Source organism: Bacillus cereus group sp. Bce041 (assembly GCF_052646455.1).
Window position 1 is genome coordinate 1 of sequence record NZ_JBQXON010000007.1, and the last position, 17,079, is coordinate 17,079.

Below are 17,079 nucleotides of genomic sequence, written 5' to 3' on the forward strand. Positions count from 1 at the left end.
CCGTCCGCCGCTAACTTCATAAGAGCAAGCTCTTAATCCATTCGCTCGACTTGCATGTATTAGGCACGCCGCCAGCGTTCATCCTGAGCCAGGATCAAACTCTCCAATAAAGTTAGTTTGTCTAGCATCTAAAATAAAAATTGACGTTTCACGTTGTTTGTTTCGTTCAGTTTTCAAAGAACTACTTGGTCGCTCATTCGCGACTTCCTTATGTTAACATCTTCATTTTTCAATGTCAACTAAGTTTTTTAATTTCTTTTTTGTCGTTTTCTGCGTTTCCGCATCAGCGACGGTTATTAATATATCATGCAGTATATACAGGGTCAATACTTTTTATAAAAAAATTTCACATCCCGTTAAAAACTTAAAAACCGCTGTAAAAATCATTATAGCGTCCATTCATTCTTGGCTCCCCTCCTATTCATTTCATATCTTATCTCTATATCAATTTACATGAGAGTGAAAATTCTAAATTTTATGTTATATTATTAGTATAGGAGCGTGGTGAGAATGAGCATTAAGTATTCAAACAAAATCAATAAAATCCGGACCTTTGCATTAAGTTTAGTATTTATCGGCCTCTTCATTGCATACTTAGGTGTCTTTTTCCGCGAAAACATTATTATTATGACAACGTTTATGATGGTTGGCTTTTTAGCTGTTATCGCTAGCACTGTCGTTTACTTTTGGATTGGTATGTTATCTACTAAGACTATCCAAATTATTTGTCCAAGCTGTGATAAGCCAACCAAAATGCTCGGCCGTGTCGATGCATGTATGCACTGCAATCAACCTTTAACACTAGATCGAGATCTAGAAGGAAAAGAATTTGATGAAAAGTATAATAAGAAGAGTTATAAATCATAAGTATCAAGGGAAATACGAATTTGCAACACTACAAACGTTTCAACTCATTAAAAAGTTGATTTCTTAAAAAATCAACTTTTTAATTGTTTTATTAAATTTATTACACCTATTTTTTCGAAATAACAGTAAACATCCCTGTCATATTAGGCGAATAATCTTTAAAATCATATTTTTCGTAGAATGATGTTTTACCTTGCGACGCAAACAAACCAATGAATGCTTTATCTGGAGTATTCCCATTTAAGTATTCTACTAAAGTATTCATTATTTTCTTTCCAATACCATTCTTTTGATAATCTGGATGAACCACTATATCTTGAATATAGAAATAGATAGCCCCATCACCAACAATTCTCCCCATGCCGATGATTTGATTATTATCCTTGACTGTTATACAGTAAATCGAATTTTGAAGTGATATTTCCGCCACCTCAAAGTTCATATAGTTAGTCCATCCCACAGAATCACATAAATATTTATATTCTTCCAATGTTGGAATGTTATTTTTAATCTCATATTTCTTCAAAATGTCCCCTCCAAGAATTCATTTCCACCAATACAAAGTAAATTCGACAAACTTTTATCTAACCCTTCTTACTAACTTAGCACTGTAAATCCTGATTAACCTCACGCTAATCCTTATATAATAAAGAAAGAGGCTGACGTATAGCCGTCAGCCTCTTTCTTTATTATATATTACGCCTTATGACACTCTGGACAAACGCCATAAATTTCTAAGCGATGACTATTGATAACGAAGCCTGTCGTTTTCGCAGCTTCCTCTTCCAGCTTTTCCAAGCCTCCATAAGGAAAATCAACAATCTTACCACATTTTTCGCAAATCACATGATAATGTTGACTTGTAACATAATCAAATCTACTTGAAGCGTCTCCATAAGTTAATTCCTTTACAAGTCCAACCTCTTTAAACACACGTAAGTTATTATAGACAGTTGCAACACTCATATTTGGAAACTTACCTTCTAATGCTTTATAAATATCATCCGCTGTTGGGTGCGTCATTGATTCCACAAGGTACTCTAAAATAGCATGACGCTGTGGAGTAATGCGTACACCCGTATTTTTCAGCATTTCTAGCGCTTCTTTTAATTCTTCTTTGACCACCGTCATGCACCCCGATTCTATACGGATTATTATTTTATAATTCTTATAAAGAGTGTACTCCTTTTCTTATAAATCGTCAATATTTCTACTATAAGTATGTAGTTTATTTTTATATTCAGGACTTGTTTTTATGTATCTTTCCCTTTTTTCTTCATATATTCCATAGAAAAAAGTGCGACATAATCGCACTTGGAATACTATCATCTGAGGAGGTATGCCCTACACTTCCACTTTATGTAAGGCAGTAAAATATGTATAGACACTTGCCTTGTTTCTGCATATTTTATCTCCAATGTAGATTTATTTTATATAAGAAAGAACATCCTCAATATGTCCTTTCACTTTCACTTTACGCCACTCTTTTACAAGTTCACCGTCTTTATTAATAAGGAATGTAGAACGCTCGATTCCCATATACTCTTTCCCAAAGTTCTTTTTTAACTTCCAAACATCGTATAACTCTGCTACTTTATGATCTTCATCTACTAAAAGTGTAAATGGCAATTCATGTTTCTCAATGAATTTCAAATGTCTATTCGCTGAATCAGGACTTACTCCAAGAATAACCGTATCCTTCTCTTGAAATACTCCATACGCATCACGAAAATCACATGCTTCAGTTGTACATCCTGGCGTCATATCTTTCGGATAAAAATAGAGAACTACATTTTTACCGCGGAAATCAGCTAGGCGAACTTCTTCTCCGTTACTTCCCTCTAATGTGAATTCTGGTGCCATTTCTCCTACTGTAATCATAGTTATCACTCCTACTCTTTTCCTTTACTATAACAAATGCTTCCTTATTTTTCATTGTCTATTACAGACCTCATCACAAAAGCAAAAGGGAGTGTATATCCAATTAGCGCTTCTGCGATTGCAATCCATCGCCCAATTCCAATCGGAGATATGTCACCATATCCAACAGACAATAAAGTAACTGCGCTAAAATATAAACAAACTTCGACGAGTTGAAAAGAATGAGCGTTCAAACTTTCTCCGTCCTCTTTCAAAACTGCGAAACCCATTTCCTCTAATACAACGTAACTTAATCCAAATGCGATTAGTACTGTTGTATAGATTAAAAATAATGTGGCCAAATTATAGAGCGAAAAAAAACGCGTTGAATCCGAATAGGAACTCCATAATAATTGGACACTTTTCAAAATAGCGATTGCTGCAATTAATAGAATAAATCCCCATAACATGTCCTCCACCTCATTTTATATGTATGAGGTGGAGAACTGATTTATCCCTTAGAAACGAACAAGCTTCTATAATTAATTACCCGCGCCACGATACCTTTTTACCCCTTGGTTCCAGAGGGTGATTGCAATCGTAAAACAGATAACACCAACAATTGGCGTCGCAAATGCATAACTATTCCATTCTGTTTTTCTTAAAAAGTATGCCGCTGGATATACTCCAACAAACGCAAACGGTAAAACAAACGTTAAAATGAAACGAATTACACGATTATAAATATTAACAGGATAGCGCCCGTAATTACCTATGTTATACATAAGAGGCATAATTGAACTTTTCGCATCCGACCAAAAACCAAGGCTCGCCAGCGTAACAAATATCCCTCCATATACAAGTGCTCCTCCTCCTACCATCAATATAAATAAGAAGAAATCATACCAGTAAAAAGATAATTGTAACTCCACAGCTGCATATCCCATTACAACAATCCCTGTAATAGCTCCAATTAAAGATTCAAGTTCCATTCTTTCTAATATAATTTGAAATAGGCTATGGATCGGCCGCGTTAATACACGATCCATCTCCCCTTTAATAATGTATCGATCATTAAAATCCCATATATTAAAGAAAGCTGAAAAGATGGCAAATGGTACTAAAAAGAAACCATAAATAAAGATTACTTCTTCTCGACTCCATCCCTTCAATGCTTGTGTATGCCCAAATACAACGAGAATAAATATTAAATTAACTGCTTGAAGCGATAAATCAGAAAGTAAACCAACGATAAAATCGCCTCGATACTCCAATTTTGTTTTTATATATTGACTTGCATATTGTAAAAATAAGTTTATATATAGCATCTCATCATCCCCCTTGTACAATTAGACGTTTTCTCGCCGTTCTCCACATGAGTACAATTGGAATAATAAGTACAATCGCCCAAATCACTTGAAATACTAAAGCCTCATACAACTTACTCCCCTGTATACCTTCAGAAAAAATCATACTTGGAATATAACTAATAGCCTGAAACGGTAAAAACATCATTGCTTTTTGGACCCATAGCGGATAAAAACTAATTGGTAATAATAGACCTGAAAATAAATCAATAACAACGCGTTTTGCATACATAATCCCACTATTATTAAATAGGAAAAACGTAAGCATTCCCGTCATTAAATTAATTTGTGTATTAATAATAAAACTAAATATTAAAGATAAGAAGAAATATAACCAAGTTTGAAAATTTGTTGTAATTTGCAACGAAAATAATAACGTAACGATAACCATGCCTGGAATGGAAAAGAAGGCAAAACGGAATATTCCCTCGCCAAGACCTTGCATAACTTTCATTCCCAAATAGTTATACGGACGAATTAATTCTACAGCCACACGTCCTTCTTGGATCTCCATCGCAATTTCCCTATCTATATTATTAAAATAGAAGGCACGTGCCATCCACGCGATTGCGATATACGTGGTCATTTGCGAAATAGATAAACTTTCAATATTCTCTTTTCCGCTATAAATTGCTTGCCATAAAAAATAGTAAGCACCGATATTAATCGTATAAATTAAAATCCCGCTATAGTAATTTGTACGATACGCAAGCATCATTAAAAAGCGAATTCGAATCATTTCAATATACTTACCCATGCGTAATACCCTCTTCATAAATGTTACGAATAATTTCCTCTGTAGACACTTCGTTAATTTTTAAATCTTTAATTTGAAAGGCTTGTACTACTTTAGAAATAAGCATTGAAATAATAACTTCTTCATTCGGAATTTTTGCAACCCATGCATTTTCCTCTTTTGCTTTCGACCAAACGACATGATTATCTGGCATAACCATTGATAAAGCCTGATAGGAAACTGGTGCAACAAACTGAAAGTGAATTTCCTTCTCCGCTCCCCACTGCGTACGAAGATTATTTAAAGAACCGTCATACATAATATTTCCTTCATCCAGCATGATAACGCGCTCACATAAAGCTTCAATATCAGTAATATCGTGTGTTGTTAATAAAATTGTTGTTTTATAACGTTCATTCATTTCTTTTAAAAATTCACGTATTTTCAATTTCACAAGTACATCTAACCCAATTGTTGGCTCATCTAAAAATAATAACGGTGGATTATGAATTAAGGCTGCCGCTAATTCACAACGCATCCTTTGACCAAGAGATAATTTTCGAACTGGTTTATCTAATAAGGGCCCTATATCTAACGTTTCAATTACGTGCTCCATATGCTCCTTATACTGAGCGTCTGATACACCATACACTTTCTTTAATAAACGAAACGATTCTTGTACTGCAATATCCCACCAAAGTTGCGAACGCTGTCCAAAAACAACACCAATTGTTCTTACAAATTCTTCTCTTTGTTTATGTGGGTTCATTCCATTTACTGTGATTTGCCCTGATGTCGGAGTTAAAATCCCCGTAAGCATTTTAATTGTTGTTGATTTACCAGCACCGTTCTCACCGATATAACCAACCATTTCACCTTGCTTTACAGTAAAAGATACATCATTTACTGCTGGTACTATTTTATAATTACGATTTAATAAATCGCGAAATGCACCCTTTAAGCCCGGACGACTTGAATAGGCTGTAAACTCTTTACGTAACCCTTGTACCTCAATTACCGATTTCATAATCGGACCCCCCTCCTAAATGTCACAACGAATAGTTTACCCAACTGCCTTCGCTATCACAAACAATACGTCTTTTCGAAAAACATGTTAGAATAATACATAGATTTTTGTAAGGAGATGAATTGTAGTGAATTTCACAAAGTCAGAAGCATTACATAAAGAAGCTTTAGAGCATATCGTTGGCGGTGTTAACAGTCCTTCTCGTTCTTTTAAAGCAGTTGGCGGCGGCGCTCCTGTTGCTATGGAACGTGGGAAAGGCGCTTATTTCTGGGATGTAGACGGAAATAAATATATCGATTATTTAGCAGCATACGGTCCTATTATTACTGGACATGCTCATCCGCATATAACAAAAGCAATTACAACAGCTGCTGAAAATGGGGTACTTTATGGAACACCAACAGCGCTAGAGGTAAAATTCGCAAAAATGTTAAAAGAAGCAATGCCTGCATTAGATAAAGTCCGTTTCGTAAACTCTGGTACAGAAGCAGTGATGACAACGATTCGTGTTGCTCGTGCTTATACAGGTCGCACAAAAATCATGAAATTTGCTGGTTGTTACCACGGTCATTCTGATTTAGTACTTGTGGCAGCTGGATCTGGCCCTTCTACTTTAGGAACTCCTGACTCAGCTGGCGTACCACAAAGTATCGCACAAGAAGTTATTACCGTTCCATTTAACAATGTAGAAACTTTAAAAGAAGCTTTAGATAAATGGGGTCATGAAGTAGCAGCTATCCTTGTAGAACCGATCGTTGGAAACTTCGGTATTGTAGAGCCTAAACCTGGATTCCTTGAAAAAGTGAATGAACTTGTTCACGAAGCTGGCGCACTAGTAATTTATGATGAAGTTATTACTGCTTTCCGCTTTATGTACGGCGGTGCTCAAGACTTACTTGGTGTTACACCTGACTTAACAGCGCTTGGTAAAGTTATTGGCGGTGGCTTACCAATCGGTGCTTACGGTGGTAAGAAAGAAATTATGGAACAAGTTGCTCCGCTTGGACCTGCATACCAAGCTGGTACAATGGCAGGAAACCCTGCTTCTATGGCATCAGGTATCGCTTGTCTAGAAGTACTTCAACAAGAAGGGCTTTATGAGAAATTAGATGAACTTGGTGCAATGCTTGAAAAAGGAATTTTAGAGCAAGCAGCGAAACATAATATCGACATTACATTAAATCGTCTAAAAGGGGCTTTAACTGTATACTTCACAACTAATACAATTGAAGATTACGATGCCGCACAAGATACAGACGGTGAAATGTTCGGTAAATTCTTCAAGCTTATGCTTCAAGAAGGAGTTAACTTAGCACCTTCTAAATACGAGGCATGGTTCTTAACTACAGAACATACAAAAGAAGATATTGAATATACAATCGAAGCTGTCGGCAGAGCATTTGCTGCCCTAGCAGACAATAAATAATCCCGTCATTAAAAGGAAAAAAGAAAGCTCACCTTTCTTTTTTCCTTTTTTCTATTTCATAAATTACGTATTAATAGTATAATTATTCATAATTATCTGTTTTATATTCTTTTACAGCATTACTATCTCTGTGTACAAGGTGATTTGCGCCTTAAATAGTAAGATTATTCTAACTTTTACAAGAGGGGGGATTGACGGATGCTCAATAAAAAAAATACATGGACACCGTCTTTATTTCGAGATTATAGAAATGCAGAACATGATGCGTGTGGAATCGTTTCCGTTATGGAGAAACGAAAAATTGCTACAAAAGAAAACATTGACCTTTGCATACAATCACTCGTCAAAATGAATCATAGAGCTGGTTTCATTAATGGCGAGGGCGATGGCATCGGCATTCACATTGATATACCAAAAACACTTTGGAATGAAAAACTAAAAAGTAGCGGATATAATCCAACGATTGTGGATCATCCCCACTTTATCGTTGGACATTTTTTTCTAAATAAAAAAGAAAACATTACTGCCTTAAAAGATTATATTCGTACGCAATTAAACAACAAAAACTTTACTATTATTTTCGAAAGTGACGATGCAACAAACTCAGATGCGCTCGGTCCACTTGGTAAACAAGAAGAACCTTTATTTTGGCAAGTTGCCCTTATCGCAGAAAACGAAATTATAAATATTGAGCAAACATTATTTTCTGTCACAATAAAAATAGAGAAAAACGAAGCAATTCATGTTGCTTCATTAAGTCATGATCATGTTGTATATAAAGTTCTAGGTGCTGGTGATACGCTTGTTGCCTACTATAATGATTTACAACATCCGCTTATCGCTTCAACTATGACATTAGGACATAACCGCTACTCTACTAATACATTATCTAATTTTTTTCGTGTACAACCATTTAGCATTCTCGGACATAATGGTGAAATTAACACAATTGCGAAATTACGCGATCAAGCTGAAATGATTGATGTACCACTTACTGCAGGAGGCAGTGACTCTCAAGATTTAAACCGCACCTTAGAAACCCTACTTGTTCAATACGGCTACAGCTTATTTGAAGCAATGGAAATTCTATTCCCACCAATTATTAATGAAATTAAACTTTATGAAACACCTTTACAAGATTTATATACGTATATACGTGAAGCATGGGGACATTTTGCACAAGGACCAGCTGGCATCATTTCCCGTTTTAAAGATGAAGCTGTTTTCAGCGTTGATTCCCTTGGATTACGCCCAGTATGGAAAGTAGAGACAGAGAGCTCTTATATTTTCTCTTCTGAACCTGGAGTTGTATCACCAACTAAATATGTAGCAGAACCAAAACCACTCGCTCCTGGAGAAAAAGTCGGATTAAAATGGAATGAACAAGATGAACTTGTTCTTTATGAATATGACAAATATCAAATCCAAGTATATAACCGTTTTAAAAAGCGAATTGATACTACCAATTACCATTTAAATTTATCTATCCCTGAAACGAAAAAAATCCAAAGGCTATGTGATTCTGTTCAAGTTGAAACGAAAGAATACGTCGCTTTCGGATGGGACCGAGAACATATTCAACTTCTTGAACAGATGGCAACAAAAGGCGTTGAGCCAATACGCTCACTTGGGCATGACTCACCACTTGCCGCACTCGATACTGATAGACGAAATATCGCTGACTTTATTAAAGAAAGTGTAGCTGTTGTTACAAACCCTGCAATTGACCGTGACCGTGAAATTGAACACTTCTCTACACGTACTGTACTTGGAGAGCGTCCAAGTTTATTAAGCGGCGCAAAACGGCCATTTGTAGTTGAAATGCTTTCACCAATTATTTTAGAAGGCAGCGTGGCACAACCTATTGCAGAGGAATTACACACAATTACGTACGAACAACTCATAGAGCTATTTAAGACTCATAACTCTATCGCCACAATCTCTGCTACATTCAGCTCGTCAGAAACTCTGCAATGCGCATTAAGCCGCATTAGTTCTGAAGCGATAGCTGCTGTTAACAATGGCGCTTCCCTACTAGTATTAGATGACGCAAAAGCCCATCTAAATGAACGATTGTGGATTGATCCACATTTAGTTACTGCTAAAGTACATCAAGCATTAAGTGAAAATAAATTACGCCGCAATTGTTCTCTCGTTATACGTTCTGGTGCTCTTCGCTCCTTACATGACATTGTCACGCTATATGGATTAGGAGCAGATGGTATTAATCCATATTTATTATTCGCGACTGTAAATGATGGAACAAAAACACCAATTACGAATCTATATAATGCACTTAATAAAGGATTAGAAAAAGTCATTTCAACAATTGGAATTCATGAGTTACGTGGTTACGGACGTCTCTATTCATCTATTGGATTACATGAAGAAATCGCAAATATATTACAGATTACAAATTTCTTCGGTTCAAATGATTTAGCCTTTTCACTTGAATCACTTGTTGAAGATGCAAAAATACGAGCAGAGGATTATAACAATCCTAAAATTAGAATGCGAAAATCATTTCATATATTCCCGCGAATTTGGAAAGCAATCGGCGATGTTGCAAAAGGAAATTCTTATGATGATTACCGTGACAAGTTAAGTGAACTAGAAGAGAATAATCCAATCGCAATCAGACACCTTGTTCAAACGAAACAAACAAAACATGTCGTTCCAACTGAAGAAGTATCTATCGGCATCAAAAATCATAATCTACCATTTATTATTAGTTCTATGTCATTTGGTTCTCAAAACGAAATTGCCTTTCGCGCATATGCAGAAGCAGCCGATCAGCTAAATATGATTAGCTTGAACGGTGAAGGCGGCGAAATTAAAGATATGATTGGAAAATATCCACATACACGTGGACAACAAGTAGCATCTGGGCGATTTGGAGTAAATGCCGAACTACTAAACTCATCAAACTTAATTGAAATCAAAATCGGTCAAGGCGCAAAGCCTGGGGAAGGTGGGCATTTACCTGGTTCAAAAGTGACAGCCAAAATCGCTGAAGCACGTAATGCGACAATCGGCTCAGATTTAATTTCGCCTTCTAATAACCATGATATTTATTCAATTGAAGATTTAGCTCAAATGATTACAGAAATTAAAACAGCTAATCAACTTGCCAAAGTAGCCGTGAAAGTCCCTGTTGTTCCTAATATCGGAACAATTGCTGTCGGTATCGCCAAAGCTGGCGCTGATTTTATTAACATTAGCGGATTCGATGGCGGAACAGGCGCTGCACGTATTCACGCATTGCAGCATGTAGGTCTCCCTGTAGAAATTGGTGTTAAAGCCGCTCACAACGCTTTATTAGAAGCAAGCATGAGACATAAAGTAGAGATTTGGGCAGATGGTGGTATTCGAAGTGTAAATGATGCCTTGAAAATCATGCTCCTCGGAGCAAACCGTATTGGATTTGGCACACTATCAATGATTGCAATCGGCTGTACTACTTGCCGTGGGTGCCATCTAGATACTTGCCATGTTGGAATTGCGACACAAATCGAGTCTGAAGCACAAGCAAAAGAACATGGGTTACGCCGCTTCGTCCCACGCGAATTAGAAAGCGCAGTTGCTGGCCTGCTAAATTTATTCACCTCTTTCGGTGTAGAACTAAAACGATTAACAGGACAGCTTGGTTATACAAATTTACAAGCAATTGTTGGGCGTTCTGATTTATTAGAGCAAGTTCGAGGCGAAAATTTATTAAACTTACGTAATTTACTACAAATAATAGAACATCCATCTGTTACAACAACAGAAGGCGTACCGGAAAAACAATTTAAGACAGTTCATTCCGCTGACTCAAAAGAATTGGTAGGCGTTGGTGTAGAGCAACGCGTTATGGGTGGTCTAGAATCATGTTATCGCGTTCGCAGTAAACTATATGAAGCTACTCAACTTGAACCACTTACATTAAAGTATACGAATGGTTCTATTCCCGGAAATGGGTTAGGTGCTTACAATAGTGAAAATTTATTTATACACGTAAATGGCGGCGCACAAGATGGCATTGGTAAAACTTCCTTTGGTGGTGGGATTTATATAACGAAATCAAAAGGAAAAGACGGAGTATATTATAACGGTTCTGTCGGAAAAGGATTTGGATATGGTGCACAAAAAGGGGCACTATACGTACAAGGGAACGCTGATGCTCGCGCTGGCATTCGCCTTTCTGGGGCAGACATGATAATTGGAGGTAGAATAACAAAACCACTCCGTGAAAAAGAGCAAGGAAATATAGGTGCATACTCCAATATTAAAGGTTTTGCTTTTGAATATATGACAAACGGGCGAGCGCTTGTTTTAGGTGACCCTGGTCCATGGATTTGCGCTGGCATGACTGGCGGTGTTGTTTATTTGCGTCGTGATTCAAACTTAGGCTTAACAGAACAGGCCTTAAAAAGAAGAATCGCAAAAGGCGCAAATGTTACATTACAACCAATTAGTAAAAATGGTTTGAAAGATGTAACTGAATTATTGCTAGACTATATTCGTGTACTAAACGAGCACGAGCAATATGAGGAAGTTGCTTTGTTAACACCATTATTAGATGATATACAGAACAAGTTTTTTGAGATTATCCCGAAAAAAGAACAGGCAGATCCATCTATCTCAACAGAGTAAAATGAGTAATTTTCATTATTAAGAAAAAATTGACGAAGTACGCTTCTCATAGTAATCTATAGTAACAATTTGAGACCTGCTGAAATTCAGCAGGTTTTTTTACTAAAAACTGATGTTTAAAAGGAATTAGGAAAAATTATAAAGTGAAACTTTAATTAGCCTACACCAATCGGACGTTTACCGGCATCCAGCTTCTGAATTTTGAGGCGTGAATCTTACTACTCACAATTAGCGGGATAAAATGAACACTAATTTCTTTTAACGTCACTAAAATATCACTTGCTAACATATTGTAATGAATGTATAGTATCATGTTGTACATTCATTATGACAAGAGAAAGGATCTTATTAAGGGTATGAAACTTGGTGCTCGCATTTTAAAAACGGGTATTGCCATCACGTTAGCTTTATTTGCTTGTATTTTACTTCAATTACCGAGTCCGGTATTTGCGGGAATTTCAGCTATCTTTGCTGTTCAACCGTCTGTATACCGTTCTTATTTAACAGCACTTGAACAAATTCAAGCAAATGTAATTGGTGCGATATTTGCTATCGCATTTGCTACTGCTTTTGGACATAATCCTTTTATTATTGGATTAACATGTATATTAGTAATTGCTCTTACATTACAATTACGATTAGAAAACACAATATCAATTGCTTTAGTAACAGTTATCGCCATTATGGAGTATCAAGGCGAAGATTTCTTTAGTTTTGCCTTACTTCGATTTGCGACGATTATGATTGGTATTATTGCGGCTTCACTTGTAAATTTAGTATTTATGCCGCCAAAATATGAAACAAAACTTTATCATCGTATCGTTGATAATACAGAAGAAATTGTAAAATGGATTCGAATGAATAGCAGGCAGGCTTCTGATTTTACAACGCTAAAAACTGATATTGATCGTATGAAAGAAAAAATGATCAAACTAAACCATTACTATTTGCTGTATAAAGAAGAAAGAAGCTACACGAAAAAAGTAAAGTTCGCAAAAATTCGTAAGCTCGTTTTATTCAGACAAATGTTAGCGACAACAAGCCGTGCTTTAAGTACGTTAAAATCATTACACCGTACTGAAAATGAACTGCGCTATATGCCGGAAGAATTTCAGGAATCTATCCAAAACGAACTTGACTCATTAACGCATTATCATGAACAAGTTTTATTAAAATTTATTGGTAAAGCAAAAAAACAACAATCAGTCGAAATGCTTGATGAAGTTGAAACAGGTAAACAAGAATTAATTGATATCTTTATGGAATATCAAAATAAAGACGATGAAGAAGCATATAAAACATGGTTACATCTCTTCCCTCTTATTTCTTCCATCATTAACTATAGTGAAGAAGTAGAGCATTTAGATTTGCTTGTAGATAGCTTCTACACATACCATAAACCAGAAAAAGAACTCCAAATCGATGATAAAAAAGAAGACGAATAAAAAAACAGCTCCTTTTATGCTAAAGGAGCTGTTTCTGTTATATGTTGAAGTTGATATAAATTGTAATAAAATCCTCTTTTTTGCATTAACTCTTCATGAGAACCAGTCTCTTTAATCTCACCGTCTTCAATGTAAATAATCGTATCAACATGCGTAATCGTCGCTAATCGATGTGCAATTATAATCGTTGTCCGGTCAGCAGCTAACGTCTGAAGCGCCTCTTGAATATACCTTTCATTTTCTAAATCTAATGCTGAAGTTGCTTCATCTAATATAAGTACCGAAGGATTCTTTAGAAACACTCGTGCAATTGCCACGCGTTGTCTTTGCCCGCCCGATAGCTTCACACCACGTTCTCCAACGACAGTATTATAACCATCTGGTAAGTCTATAATAAAATCATGAATTTGCGCAGCTTTAGCAGCTGCAATCACCTCTTTCTCTGTAGCCTTCGGATTTCCATATAAAATATTAGCTCCAATTGTATCGCTAAACAATAAATTATCTTGCAGTACAATTCCAATATGACTACGCAAATTTCTCATATTATACTTTCTTACATCTATGCCATCTACATAAACCGTGCCTTCAGAAACATCATAGAAACGCGGGATCAAACTAGCAAGAGATGACTTTCCTCCCCCACTTGCTCCTACAAGCGCTACTTTCTCTCCAGGCTGCATAGTTAATGACAAGTTGTGTAATATCTCTTTTTCATCTACATTATAACGAAAAGAAACATTGTCAAATACAATTTCTCCATTTAATTTTTTCGTTTGTACCGCATTTGGTACATTAACAATATCGTATTTTTCATCTAACAGTTCAAACACACGGTCCATCGATGCAAAAGATTGTGTTAATGTTGTAGATGAATTAACAAGGCGGCGAAGCGGACTATATAAACTATCCATATATCCAACAAAAGCTACCATCGTTCCTAGCGTTAACTGCCCTTGAATTACTTCATATGCTGCAAAACCAATCACAAGTAACGGACCTAAATCGGTTAACGTGTTTACTGCCGAAAATGTTCTTGCCGTCCAACTTGTATGGGTTAATGCTTTCGTTAAAAATTCATTATTTCTTTTTTCAAACTGCTTCCCCTCATACTCTTCTAACGCAAAGCTACGTGTCACTTGCATTCCTTGAATACGTTCATGCAAATACCCTTGCATCGTCGCTAACGCTTGTGAACGCTCTTTTGTCAATTTCCGAAGACGTCCGAAAAAATATTTCACTGCAATTACATAAATAGGTAAAATCAATAAAGCAACAAATGTTAATTTTATATTCATAGAAAACATAACAATGATAGCAATAGCAATTGTTGCAGTATCTAACCAGACGTTCATCAAACCAGTAATTACAAAATCTTTCGTTTGTTCTACATCATGGATGACACGCGAAATAATCTCCCCTGTTTTCGTATTGGAGTAATAACGTAAACTTAACTTTTGTAAGTGACCGAAAATATGCTTCCGCAAATCATACAGTATTGTATTTGCGATACGTTGGGCGAAATATTGACGATAATATTCAATCGGTGGTCTTAATACCGCAAAAATAAAGAAAGCAATTCCAATCGCTGTTATTAATTGAGATGTTTTATCTTGAAGTGAGCCAGCGCCTTGAATTACATCATCGATAATATACTTTAATAACCACGGCATAATAAGTGGGATACCGAACTTAACTAGTCCAATAATAATTGTAATAGCAATAAGCCATCGATATGGTTTAACAAATTGTAAATATCTTTTTATGCCTTGCACATAATCCCCCCTCTAATAGGACAAACCTGCCGGGAAGCCCCCTGCAGGTTTGTTTTAATTTCTGTACATTAAATATCGTTCATACCACATATCTACGAAATCTGGTGCAAATGGACCTTTTCTTTGATGAATCCACTGTGTTAAATGTGCTACATTTCGTTTTAAAATTGTATCAATAACAGGTGGATACTGCATAATTTCACTATGTTTTTCATACTCATCTTCATCTAGAAGCGTATATGTCATATCTGGATATACTTTAATATCTAAATCATAATCAATATACTTTAATGCTTCAGGATCATACGCAAAAGGTGAGCTTAAATTACAATAATAATATACGCCATCTTCCCTAAGCATCCCAATCACATTAAACCAATAGTTGGCATGAAAATAACAAATTGCTGGTTCACGAGTAATCCATGTTCGGCCATCCGATTCTGTAACTACTGTACGATCATTCGCTCCGATTACAAGACTCTGTGTCCCTTTTAAAATTGTTGTTTCTTCCCACATTCTATGAATGGAGCCATTATGTTTATAACTATGTATTTGTACTTTTTCTCCTTCTTTGGGAAATCCCATATATGCTCCCTTCTTTCAACTGCAAATGCCCTTTGAACGGCATTCACTTTTTTTCTATTATAACTTTTTTGTCGAAATTTTAAAACTAAAGGGATAAGACTCTATTTTTCAAACTGAATATGCAGGAGGTTTATCGTTGAATACTATGCCCCACCACTTCTTAGGAGATAAAAGGATTGTACTGTATTATTTATAAGCGAGGACATGTAATAGAAAAAGCCCTTCTCTATTTCCATACAAAGAAGGACTTTTCACCTAAAGATAACAATATATCTTATCCTAAATTTGAAATCATTTTTTCAGTTGCAAAAGATTGGATTACACTATTCGTTTGTTCTTCAAATTTCTCATGTAACATCTTCAACGCTACTTCTGTTCTATATATTTCCTGGCGGATAAAATGCAGTTCTTTTTTATCGCACGTATCTTTTTCATTCATTTCAATTTGTTGATACTTCTCTAGATGTGCTTGTAACTTTAACAACTCATCCATCGTTTCTAATTGCTCCCCTACCAACTTATCAAAATCGTTCATTACTTACCCCCTTTTGGACTTATTCATCAGTTATTGTTCCTAATTACATAATTCTAATTGTTAACTTCCTTCTCCTTTGACTACATTTGTTGACTTATTAGAAGTTATGTCGTTCGCTTTCTTTTCATTACAACGATCCACGCAAAAAGAAAACACTTCTCCCGAATTAGAGAAGTGTTTTTCTTTCATTACTGATTTGAGCTAGAAGATTGTGATTGTTTTGCAGCTGACTTAGCATTTTGTTTTTTCACAGAATGCACGTCTGTTTCAGTTGCAAATTCTGTACCATAACTAGCGTTTGCACTTTGTGCACCAGAAGCTTGTGCTTTCTTTGCTTCTGATTGTGCGTTTGCTTGTTTTACAGCTTGTACATCTGTTTCAGTTGCAAACTCTGTACCATAACTAGCATTTGTACTTTGAATGCTAGCACCAGAAGTTGCTTTGTTATAACCTTGTTGTTTTTTACTCATCTTTCTCACCTCCACAATCAATAATGTAACCAATTCACTTAGAAGCTATCCGTAATTTTCTTTTGAATAATTTCCGCATATATCTTTTGTTACTTATTCAAACTATAAGAAATGGAGGTGGAAATATGTATATAGGACGCGATATGACTGAACTAACGATGATTTCAAAAAATGAATGGAAAGAAGATGAATTAGCTTATTTTCATCACTCACTACAACAAGTTCTGCCTTATTTAAATGTAGAAGGGCAAAGTATTTACAAAGAAATTGTAGTAGAAATCGAATCAAGAGGCGGCTTACAAGAAGGTGAAGCTAGTTGGACTCATGGGACAAAAATTTCTTACGATTAAA

The 17,079-nt window shown here is 35.8% G+C and carries 16 protein-coding genes and 1 rRNA gene; 5 read left to right on the forward strand and 12 right to left on the reverse strand.

Features of this window, described 5'->3' with window-relative positions; all coding sequences use genetic code 11:
* Nucleotides 1-110, reverse strand: a 16S ribosomal RNA gene (locus tag ACUN13_RS21005); the annotation flags it as partial.
* Between the two features lie 400 nt (nt 111-510).
* Between ACUN13_RS21005 and ACUN13_RS21010 the strand changes: the two genes are divergently transcribed.
* Nucleotides 511-867, forward strand: a complete 357-nt coding sequence (locus ACUN13_RS21010; RefSeq protein ID WP_000025058.1) for a YgzB family protein — start codon at nt 511-513, stop codon at nt 865-867.
* Between the two features lie 106 nt (nt 868-973).
* Here ACUN13_RS21010 and ACUN13_RS21015 read toward each other — a convergent pair whose 3' ends face one another.
* The 7 genes from ACUN13_RS21015 to ACUN13_RS21045 form a co-directional block, all read right to left on the reverse strand.
* The gene (locus ACUN13_RS21015) at nt 974-1,393 is read right to left on the reverse strand and encodes a GNAT family N-acetyltransferase (RefSeq protein ID WP_000759735.1); all 420 of its coding nucleotides are present in this window, start codon (nt 1,391-1,393) and stop codon (nt 974-976) included.
* A gap of 170 nt (nt 1,394-1,563) precedes the next feature.
* On the reverse strand, nt 1,564-1,992 hold the full coding sequence (perR, locus tag ACUN13_RS21020; protein WP_000237829.1) for a peroxide-responsive transcriptional repressor PerR: 429 nt from the start codon (nt 1,990-1,992) through the stop codon (nt 1,564-1,566).
* Nucleotides 1,993-2,292: 300 nt separating this feature from the next.
* Nucleotides 2,293-2,748, reverse strand: a complete 456-nt coding sequence (gene bcp, locus ACUN13_RS21025; RefSeq protein ID WP_000633710.1) for a thioredoxin-dependent thiol peroxidase — start codon at nt 2,746-2,748, stop codon at nt 2,293-2,295.
* A 44-nt stretch (nt 2,749-2,792) separates the two neighbouring features.
* Nucleotides 2,793-3,197 carry a potassium channel family protein gene (locus tag ACUN13_RS21030; RefSeq protein ID WP_000964343.1) on the reverse strand — a complete coding sequence of 135 codons (405 nt, stop codon included), beginning with the start codon at nt 3,195-3,197 and terminating at the stop codon, nt 2,793-2,795.
* Nucleotides 3,198-3,269: 72 nt separating this feature from the next.
* Complete coding sequence (locus ACUN13_RS21035) at nt 3,270-4,055, reverse strand: ABC transporter permease (protein WP_000965773.1); 786 nt, start codon at nt 4,053-4,055, stop codon at nt 3,270-3,272.
* A gap of 4 nt (nt 4,056-4,059) precedes the next feature.
* Complete coding sequence (locus ACUN13_RS21040; RefSeq protein ID WP_445423941.1) at nt 4,060-4,851, reverse strand: ABC transporter permease; 792 nt, start codon at nt 4,849-4,851, stop codon at nt 4,060-4,062.
* The gene (locus ACUN13_RS21045) at nt 4,844-5,857 is read right to left on the reverse strand and encodes an ABC transporter ATP-binding protein (protein ID WP_000843655.1); all 1,014 of its coding nucleotides are present in this window, start codon (nt 5,855-5,857) and stop codon (nt 4,844-4,846) included. Before ACUN13_RS21045 ends, ACUN13_RS21040 begins: the two co-directional genes overlap by 8 nt.
* Nucleotides 5,858-5,984: 127 nt before the next feature.
* Between ACUN13_RS21045 and hemL the strand changes: the two genes are divergently transcribed.
* From hemL to ACUN13_RS21060, 3 genes are all read left to right on the forward strand, one after another.
* Nucleotides 5,985-7,283: a glutamate-1-semialdehyde-2,1-aminomutase gene (gene hemL, locus ACUN13_RS21050; protein ID WP_001011863.1), complete on the forward strand. Its 1,299-nt coding sequence runs from the start codon at nt 5,985-5,987 to the stop codon at nt 7,281-7,283.
* Between the two features lie 198 nt (nt 7,284-7,481).
* Complete coding sequence (locus ACUN13_RS21055) at nt 7,482-11,918, forward strand: glutamate synthase-related protein (protein WP_025687086.1); 4,437 nt, start codon at nt 7,482-7,484, stop codon at nt 11,916-11,918.
* A gap of 356 nt (nt 11,919-12,274) precedes the next feature.
* A complete protein-coding gene (locus tag ACUN13_RS21060) occupies nt 12,275-13,363 on the forward strand; it encodes an aromatic acid exporter family protein (RefSeq protein WP_000765787.1) in 1,089 nt (362 codons plus the stop codon).
* A gap of 14 nt (nt 13,364-13,377) precedes the next feature.
* Here the strand turns inward: ACUN13_RS21060 and ACUN13_RS21065 are convergent, their stop codons facing one another.
* The 4 genes from ACUN13_RS21065 to ACUN13_RS21080 form a co-directional block, all read right to left on the reverse strand.
* Entirely contained in the window at nt 13,378-15,138 is a 1,761-nt protein-coding gene (locus tag ACUN13_RS21065; RefSeq protein WP_001161599.1) for an ABC transporter ATP-binding protein, read from the reverse strand.
* 54 nt (nt 15,139-15,192) lie between these two features.
* Nucleotides 15,193-15,723 (reverse strand): nucleoside tri-diphosphate phosphatase, encoded by a 531-nt coding sequence (gene ntdP / locus ACUN13_RS21070; protein WP_000506622.1) that lies wholly within the window; start codon nt 15,721-15,723, stop codon nt 15,193-15,195.
* A gap of 274 nt (nt 15,724-15,997) precedes the next feature.
* Nucleotides 15,998-16,258, reverse strand: a complete 261-nt coding sequence (locus tag ACUN13_RS21075) for a YgaB family protein (protein WP_000997575.1) — start codon at nt 16,256-16,258, stop codon at nt 15,998-16,000.
* A gap of 188 nt (nt 16,259-16,446) precedes the next feature.
* Nucleotides 16,447-16,728, reverse strand: coding sequence for a gamma-type small acid-soluble spore protein (locus tag ACUN13_RS21080; RefSeq protein WP_025687085.1), 282 nt, complete (start codon nt 16,726-16,728; stop codon nt 16,447-16,449).
* A gap of 125 nt (nt 16,729-16,853) precedes the next feature.
* Here ACUN13_RS21080 and ACUN13_RS21085 point away from each other — a divergent pair, with 125 nt between their 5' ends.
* Nucleotides 16,854-17,078 (forward strand): hypothetical protein, encoded by a 225-nt coding sequence (locus ACUN13_RS21085; RefSeq protein ID WP_000275436.1) that lies wholly within the window; start codon nt 16,854-16,856, stop codon nt 17,076-17,078.
* Nucleotide 17,079: the final 1 nt, after the last annotated feature.

Coding starts and splice junctions, on each gene's coding strand:
- ACUN13_RS21060 (WP_000765787.1), top strand. CDS start 12,275: ATGAAACTTGGTGCTCGCATTTTAAAAACGGGTATTGCCATCACGTTA.
- ACUN13_RS21055 (WP_025687086.1), top strand. CDS start 7,482: ATGCTCAATAAAAAAAATACATGGACACCGTCTTTATTTCGAGATTAT.
- ACUN13_RS21030 (WP_000964343.1), bottom strand. CDS start 3,197: ATGTTATGGGGATTTATTCTATTAATTGCAGCAATCGCTATTTTGAAA.
- ACUN13_RS21010 (WP_000025058.1), top strand. CDS start 511: ATGAGCATTAAGTATTCAAACAAAATCAATAAAATCCGGACCTTTGCA.
- ACUN13_RS21040 (WP_445423941.1), bottom strand. CDS start 4,851: ATGGGTAAGTATATTGAAATGATTCGAATTCGCTTTTTAATGATGCTT.
- ACUN13_RS21085 (WP_000275436.1), top strand. CDS start 16,854: ATGTATATAGGACGCGATATGACTGAACTAACGATGATTTCAAAAAAT.
- ntdP (WP_000506622.1), bottom strand. CDS start 15,723: ATGGGATTTCCCAAAGAAGGAGAAAAAGTACAAATACATAGTTATAAA.
- ACUN13_RS21035 (WP_000965773.1), bottom strand. CDS start 4,055: ATGCTATATATAAACTTATTTTTACAATATGCAAGTCAATATATAAAA.
- ACUN13_RS21045 (WP_000843655.1), bottom strand. CDS start 5,857: ATGAAATCGGTAATTGAGGTACAAGGGTTACGTAAAGAGTTTACAGCC.
- ACUN13_RS21075 (WP_000997575.1), bottom strand. CDS start 16,258: ATGAACGATTTTGATAAGTTGGTAGGGGAGCAATTAGAAACGATGGAT.
- ACUN13_RS21080 (WP_025687085.1), bottom strand. CDS start 16,728: ATGAGTAAAAAACAACAAGGTTATAACAAAGCAACTTCTGGTGCTAGC.
- bcp (WP_000633710.1), bottom strand. CDS start 2,748: ATGATTACAGTAGGAGAAATGGCACCAGAATTCACATTAGAGGGAAGT.